Source organism: Pseudomonas sp. 05T35 (genome assembly GCF_056396605.1).
Genome location: NZ_JBFTLU010000248.1, coordinates 1 through 6,453, shown reverse-complemented (window position 1 = coordinate 6,453; position 6,453 = coordinate 1). Strand labels below are relative to the sequence as shown.

The window sequence follows — 6,453 nt, the reverse complement described above, 5'->3', positions numbered from 1 at the left end:
GAATCTCTCTCACCTGCAAACCAAAGATTTACTCAAGCTTCAATCTGAAGTAATTGGCGAACTCAGAAGTCGTGGGATCCTGAGAACAATGAACAATCCTGTCGGCGACTATGCCGAGTGGCTGGTTGCTTCCGCTCTGGATTTGAAGCTGACCTCAAACTCAGCCGCAGGCCATGACGCGGAGTCCGGAACAGGCAAAAAGATTCAAATAAAGGCACGCCGTGTAAGCCACAACAACAATTCCAGACAGCTCGGCGCAATACGCAATCTGGATAAAGGCGATTTTGACGAGCTAGTTGCAGTGATTTTTAATGAATCTTACGAAGTAGTTGAGGCCGTATCGATACCTCACTCCATCGTAAAGAAATACAGCACGTACAGATCGCACGTGAATGCACACATTTTGCACCTTCGCGGAGCATTGCTTTCCGACAGCGGCGTTCAGGACATTAGTGCGAAGCTAAGCATTTTCAGCAATGCACACGCGTTGCTCGCAGAGGCCGCCGGAGCCGCACCAGCGGCTTGATCGTCCACGCCCTCCATAGCGGTTCCGCTTAATGGAATACCCCCCAAGGAAAGATCCCTGCGACTATGAAAGAAGAAACCCGGCTCGATGGCCGGGTTCAGGTATTCGTGTGCGTGTTGCGTGAATTGCGCACTATGGGAAAAGTACGCGCAATTCCCCGTCATGTCAATATATTTATGCCGCCTCTTCTTCTTTTTCCGCGTGTATCACCTGCCATACCGGTTGTTGTGCCTGAATATCCACTTCCTTGATGACTTCTTTCAGGGATTCCCACAGATCCAGCCAGTCACGCGTCCAGTTCTTTGGGTCAATCGTCACGCCGAAGAAGGTTTTCATCTCAGCGGCGACCCGGGCCGGCCCCCACTCCGCCGCCCCGACGACCTCACCCTTGTACGATTGCAGGGCCAGGGTCACCAGGTACTGCGCCTTCACGCGCTTTGCCGAAGTGAGGTCTGGCAACTTGGCGTGGGCGGTGATCAGCAGAACGGCGTTCATGACGTGGCGCATGGTCATTGCCGGGTGGTAGAGGTAGTGCCCGAACTGCTGCACCTGGAACGGCAGCGTGTCGATGGCGCGCAAGACCTTGCCGATGGTGGCCAGGTGCGCGGCGCGGGCGGTGGACCGACCAATCGGCGTGCGGCGGGTCTCGCTGATGCTGATCTTCTGCCGAACGATCTGGATGCGCTCCTCCTTGTCCTCGCCCAGGGCGGCAAATACGGCCTCATGGCGGCGCATGCGGTTGCCCTTCTGTACTGGAGCCGACTCCGCTTTCTCGATTGCCACAGCGCTGATCGACGCGTTCGATTCGTGCTGCGACTCAGTCCATACCTGTCTTGCGTTGATCAGCCTCATGCTGCTTCCCTCTTCAGTTCTCTGGTCTTTGCCCGGTAATTGGCCTTGATGGTTTTCAACTCTTCGATGGTGTAACGCTTCGGCTCATGCGGTCCCTCCAGCCACTCAACACGCTCAGTGCCGATGCGCTTAACCAGCTCAATCCGGTAATTCACGATGTCGCCGGACTTGTGGTTATTGCAGGGTGCGCACTGTTTCCAGACGTTCAGCGGCTCGAAGCGCAGTTCGGGATTCGCTCCCACAGTGCGATAGTGCCCGGCGTGCCATTGACCCTGGTGATGCCGGCCGCAACTCACGCATGGCAGGGCTGCATCACGCGCCCTCACCCATTCGTTGAACACGGCCTGCGTTTCCTTTAGGTACTGCGCCCGGCTCTTGAGCTTTACCCGCTTCTCGCGGATCTCTGCCCGCTCCTGGCGCGCCAGTGATTTACGGGCCTTCTCCTTGTTGGCGTTGGTGATCGCAATGGCGCACGGGACGCCACAAGCGGCCTGCAATTCTCTAACCGGAACAAACTCGGTCCGGCATTCGGCGTTTTTGCACTTCTTCTTTCGGAACACTCGCGGGGGACTTAGCGAAACCCGATTTCTTGATCAAGCGGCCGCCTCCCACTGTTCAGGCATCTGCCCTTTCGGCTCACTCCAGGTGACGCCCTTCTCGGCGCCGAAGACGTACATGCACTCGATCACGTCGCCCAACTCCTGGACGCTCATGCGCTTGGTGCTGACACCGAGCATCACCACCCATCCGTTGACGCCCTGGGCCATTCGGATTTCTTGACGAGCCGCCGCCGTCATCAGCGCTTTCCAGTCCTCGCTGTCCAGGCGCTGCATCAGGCCGTTGACCGGCCACTCCACCTGGCGCGAGATGTCGCCGAGCATTGCCCAGAGCTTGGCGTTCTGTTCCAGCGTGCGACGGGACTTCACGGGCCGGACGATGATCTCGACGGCGCCGGCGGCGGAAAGCTCGGTGGCGAACAGATACGCGACCTTGAACACTTCACGAATGCGGTTTGAGCCGGCTGACCAGAAGTGGCGCGGTTTAAGGATTACGCTACCCATGGGCTAACTCCCTGCTGCCACGCTGCGTCTCACGCTTGATGTTCAATCGAGCCAGCAGCTGCACGCGCGCTGCGTCGCCTGAAGTTGGAATCCCCTGAATTTCAAGCAGTCGCACCTGACGCTGGGCACCGAACTCCTCGGCCAATTCAACTTCCGATTTCTGGCTGTCATGGCCAATGCCGATCGCGATGTCCTCCAGCGGAAGCCCATCGACCAGCCTGCGGATGGTGATGTCGTAGGCACGGTCAAACACCTTGCTGGCCTTTTCCGATACCAGGTCCGCGAGGTTGTGCATCTCGCATTGCAGTGCGGCGTGACGCACGGCCGGATGCGACCATTCGCGAGAAGTGCGGCGAGCCGGGTGCAGGTTCAACAGCGCTTCACGAAACGCCTTGTCGTGCGATGGAATGCCCATCATCGCCGGCGTCGGCAAACACCACTTGATGAACTTGCCCACACTCGGCGCGAAGTCCGTCCCGCTCTGGCGGCAATTCTGCAGGCCGTACCGGATCTGCTCCAAGGTGTTGATCTCGGCAACGATGAAGGCCTTGGTCCAGCTGCGTTTGGCTGCGCGCAGGGCGTCGTCGTCGGGCCAAGCCTGCCTCCATGCCGGGAAAATCGCCTGCAACTCCTTGAACAGGGCGTTGACCACTTCCACGGTGCCGGACGGCAAAGTCTTGGGCATGACCGGCATGGGTGCCGGCTGATAATCCGCAATGGCGGACCTCAGGTCCGTGGTGGCGCCGACGATGCTCATCAACTGCGCGGCGCTTCTTGGCCGTTTAGGCTTGTTGCTCATAGGCCGCCACCGATGTCATTCGCCCATGTCTGGTCATCAAAGTCTGGGCCGTTCGCCTGACGCTGCGGCCGAAGCTGATGGACATTGCTGCCCGCGGGGGCCGGCACTGGCACTTCGTCTTCCCAGCGCTTGCCATTGAGCCACGTCGAGGCGTGCGGGATGAATTGGCCGTTGTCCTTGGTCCAGTCGACGCTGAGGCTCTGCGCGCCCAAGGCTTGGAYCATGGCCTCAAAAAGTTCTACGGACAGATCAAGCTTGTCCCAGGCCTTGCGCGCAGCGTCCTTACTCACCTTGCGGGGATACAGCGCCCAGAACCGTGCGAACAGCTCCGCAGGATCGACTGCATCATCGCCAAAAGGCTTTTGATCTTTCTCTTCTCTTCTCTTCTCTTCTCTGGTCCGCTTTTTGTCCGCATCACTAGCGGACATATTGCGGACAGACTCACCATTGCGAGTATTGCGCTTGCGCTCATTGTCATTGGCGCGGCGCTTCGCACTCTTGCCGTTGTGCTCGTCAAAGCGAGGCATTACAAGGCTTCCACAGTCATCGAGGGCCACCCACTCAACGTCAATCATGGCCTGCGTGAAGCCTGGCCAGCCAATGACCGCATCCATTGCATCTGTGGTGTAACCGACCAACACGCCATCATCACAATGGGTGTCAAAGATGCTCCAAGCGATGTGCAGTCCGCCGATGATCCGAAGTCTGTCCGCTTGCAATGCGGACACCATGCGGAAAACTTTCGGATGGGTCTGAAGGTCGATGCGCATTTTTATCCAATCTCCAGCCATTACGCGGCTTCCTGTGTGGTGATGGCTACGTCATAACGCTCGACAGCACGAACGGCCAGCTTCAGCTTGCGCTTGGCTGTGTTGACGGCTTGACGGGCGTTGCAGCGAGCGATGTAGAGGTGACGAGTCGCGTCGATAACCGGAAGGAACTCTTCGACCTCCGGGTTGATTGGGCGGCGATCGTCAAATGGGCGGCCATGCTCTTCGAAGAAGTCGGCGTAACCTTGGTCAAGACGGCGCTGAGCTTCGGCAAGATCGTCGAGAGCGGATTGATGAGTCATCGCACGATCGGCAACGCGGAGAGACAGCTGAAGGCGCTCGGTGGTGATCACTGCGCACCTCCCAGCAGATCGGCTTCGCGGCGAGACCACATAGCCTGAAGTTTTGTTAGTCCCTTACCGGTCACCCGAGGAGTGACCACCGTCGTTTTGCCGTTCTCCGGATGTTCAAAAGTACTGAGCTTCGAGGTCAGGTAACCGGATTCAATAGGGCCTTGCATGGGTTCGTTCTTGCGGATAGTGACCCAGCGGCGTTGACGCAAGAACGCCATCAGGCGGTTCTGCCCAGTGCCGATCAGCTTTGCAGCTTCAGCCACCGAGTAGGTTTCGTGCGTGACAGTCACGGCATCGAAGAAACCCACCTTCGGCGCGTCGGCGGCGACCTTCTGCTCGAGCATCAGGTTTTCGTGGGACAGCTCAGAGTTGTCCGCTTCCAGAGCTACGACTTTTTTCACGTTGTCGGTGAGCAAGACAAGCAAGGTGCGCGGATCGTTTAGGGCGGCGGCATAGTCGAAGGCTGGCTTGGCATGAACCAGGCTCCAGAATTCCTTAACGAGGCGCTTTTTGAACTCACGAACAATCGGGCTGTTGCGCATATAGGTGAGGATGAGCGTCGACTGCTGCTCGTTGAGAATGGCAAATTCAGTATCTGCGCCGCCGTGCTGGCCGGCTGGTCTTGGCTGGATTTCAAATCCGAGCAAGCCGAACTCTTCCAGATCAGCCTGATACGTGCGAACAAGCTTGATAACGCTTGCGTGATCGACGCTGCAGCCAGAAGCAATTGCCAGGGTCGTAGTGACGGCCTCGCCATCTATAAGGGTGACGATTTCAGTACGCGACACGTTTTGCGAATTCTGAAAACGTGTCGCGACATGGATCGGGGTATTGCTTGAAATGGGCTGGCTCTGCATAATCGGGTCTCTCTAGTTTTGCGAATCAGCCGACCTCTCCGTCGGCTTTTTTGTGTCTGGAATTTGAGTACTGGATGAATCAACAGCGACTTCGGGTTTCTATCCGCGGAGGCCGGCAGGGCCGATACTGGCTACATGGATCGGCGGACAGGGTTTCGCTTCAGGCGGCCATCTCAGCCCAGGGGAATGACGGGCAAAGTTCCTCCCTCTTCACCTCGCCATTTGTGAACGTCTCAATCTGAATTGCTCTTGCTGCCGGAACCGGTCGATCTCCTGAACACCACTGGCTAACAGTTGGAGTTCGAACATCAAGACGGCTGGCTAGCGCTGTTTGGCTGCCCAAAATACCGGCTGCCTTTCGAACCGCTTCTGCTGGTGTCATGGGGGTTTCTCCGTTTTGTCATGCGCAAAATATAAGGCATTAGCTAATCTATAACAAGCCATTGCCTACTCGGCTAATGGATAGGCTTAATTAGGCAATGCTTACAGGATCGGAATTAGGCGCAGCCATCGAGCAAGCTCGGGTCGCCAAAGGCGTTACAAAGAAGAAGCTCGCCGAAGATTTCGGCGTGGCGGGCCCGTCTGTCCAAGGCTGGGTAAAGAMGGGGCGAATCGACAAATCAAAGCTCATGGAGCTGATCGAGTATTTCTCGGACGTTGTGAAGCCGGCTCACTGGGGCTTGAGCGATCGCATGGGCGATATTCTTACGACCCCCGGGGCTGAGCTCGAGCCGAAACCCAAAGCGCGAGTCGATATTCACTTGTCCGACATCAGGCCATGGGACGAAAAAACGCCCCTTGGCGATGACGAAGTTGAGGTCCCGTTTTTGCGTGAGGTCGAACTATCTGCCGGATCGGGCCGCTTCGCTATCGAAGAGGACGGGGGCGAGAGCTTGCGCTTTCGAAAGAAGAATCTGCGCGAGAATAACGTTCAGTTTGACAAGGCCAAATGCGTGACCGTCCGGGGAAACAGCATGCTGCCGGTGCTTCGCGACGGCGCAACTGTTGGCGTCAACCTCGGCAAAACCGGATTGAGCGACGTAATCGACGGCGATTTGTATGCGCTCAACCATAATGGCCAGCTGAGGGTTAAGCAGCTGTACCGCCTTCCGGCAGGTCTTCGGCTGCGCAGCTTTAACCGCGACGACCATCCCGACGAGGACTACACCTTCCAGCAAATGCAGGATGAGCAAATGCACATCCTTGGGCATGTGTTCTGGTGGGCGATGTACGCC

9 protein-coding genes and 1 pseudogene are annotated in these 6,453 nt (G+C 57.4%); 2 read left to right on the top strand and 8 right to left on the bottom strand.

The window, feature by feature from the left end; all coding sequences use genetic code 11:
- The coding region (locus tag AC1DH9_RS18615; RefSeq protein ID WP_477808556.1) for a DUF6998 domain-containing protein at positions 1-526 on the top strand (526 nt) is incomplete at its 5' end.
- Positions 527-700: 174 nt separating this feature from the next.
- Here AC1DH9_RS18615 and AC1DH9_RS18610 read toward each other — a convergent pair.
- From AC1DH9_RS18610 to AC1DH9_RS18575, 8 genes are all read right to left on the bottom strand, one after another.
- Positions 701-1,378, bottom strand: a complete 678-nt coding sequence (locus tag AC1DH9_RS18610) for a hypothetical protein (RefSeq protein WP_477751962.1) — start codon at positions 1,376-1,378, stop codon at positions 701-703.
- On the bottom strand, positions 1,375-1,938 hold the full coding sequence (locus AC1DH9_RS18605) for a recombination protein NinG (RefSeq protein ID WP_477806117.1): 564 nt from the start codon (positions 1,936-1,938) through the stop codon (positions 1,375-1,377). The genes AC1DH9_RS18610 and AC1DH9_RS18605 overlap by 4 nt, the downstream gene beginning before the upstream one ends.
- A 33-nt stretch (positions 1,939-1,971) precedes the next feature.
- A complete protein-coding gene (locus tag AC1DH9_RS18600; protein ID WP_477808555.1) occupies positions 1,972-2,439 on the bottom strand; it encodes a recombination protein NinB in 468 nt (155 codons plus the stop codon).
- Complete coding sequence (locus tag AC1DH9_RS18595; RefSeq protein ID WP_477751959.1) at positions 2,432-3,238, bottom strand: replication protein P; 807 nt, start codon at positions 3,236-3,238, stop codon at positions 2,432-2,434. Before AC1DH9_RS18595 ends, AC1DH9_RS18600 begins: the two co-directional genes overlap by 8 nt.
- Complete coding sequence (locus AC1DH9_RS18590; RefSeq protein WP_477808554.1) at positions 3,235-4,029, bottom strand: Pyocin large subunit-like protein; 795 nt, start codon at positions 4,027-4,029, stop codon at positions 3,235-3,237. Before AC1DH9_RS18590 ends, AC1DH9_RS18595 begins: the two co-directional genes overlap by 4 nt.
- Positions 4,029-4,361 (bottom strand): hypothetical protein, encoded by a 333-nt coding sequence (locus AC1DH9_RS18585; protein ID WP_477751957.1) that lies wholly within the window; start codon positions 4,359-4,361, stop codon positions 4,029-4,031. Before AC1DH9_RS18585 ends, AC1DH9_RS18590 begins: the two co-directional genes overlap by 1 nt.
- On the bottom strand, positions 4,358-5,218 hold the full coding sequence (locus AC1DH9_RS18580; protein WP_477761286.1) for a phage antirepressor KilAC domain-containing protein: 861 nt from the start codon (positions 5,216-5,218) through the stop codon (positions 4,358-4,360). Before AC1DH9_RS18580 ends, AC1DH9_RS18585 begins: the two co-directional genes overlap by 4 nt.
- 160 nt (positions 5,219-5,378) lie before the next feature.
- On the bottom strand, positions 5,379-5,600 hold the full coding sequence (locus AC1DH9_RS18575; RefSeq protein ID WP_477761287.1) for a Cro/CI family transcriptional regulator: 222 nt from the start codon (positions 5,598-5,600) through the stop codon (positions 5,379-5,381).
- Positions 5,601-5,979: 379 nt separating this feature from the next.
- Here AC1DH9_RS18575 and AC1DH9_RS18570 point away from each other — a divergent pair.
- A pseudogene (locus tag AC1DH9_RS18570) lies at positions 5,980-6,453 on the top strand (S24 family peptidase); the annotation flags it as partial.

Coding starts and splice junctions, on each gene's coding strand:
- AC1DH9_RS18610 (WP_477751962.1), bottom strand. CDS start 1,378: ATGAGGCTGATCAACGCAAGACAGGTATGGACTGAGTCGCAGCACGAA.
- AC1DH9_RS18600 (WP_477808555.1), bottom strand. CDS start 2,439: ATGGGTAGCGTAATCCTTAAACCGCGCCACTTCTGGTCAGCCGGCTCA.
- AC1DH9_RS18595 (WP_477751959.1), bottom strand. CDS start 3,238: ATGAGCAACAAGCCTAAACGGCCAAGAAGCGCCGCGCAGTTGATGAGC.
- AC1DH9_RS18580 (WP_477761286.1), bottom strand. CDS start 5,218: ATGCAGAGCCAGCCCATTTCAAGCAATACCCCGATCCATGTCGCGACA.
- AC1DH9_RS18575 (WP_477761287.1), bottom strand. CDS start 5,600: ATGACACCAGCAGAAGCGGTTCGAAAGGCAGCCGGTATTTTGGGCAGC.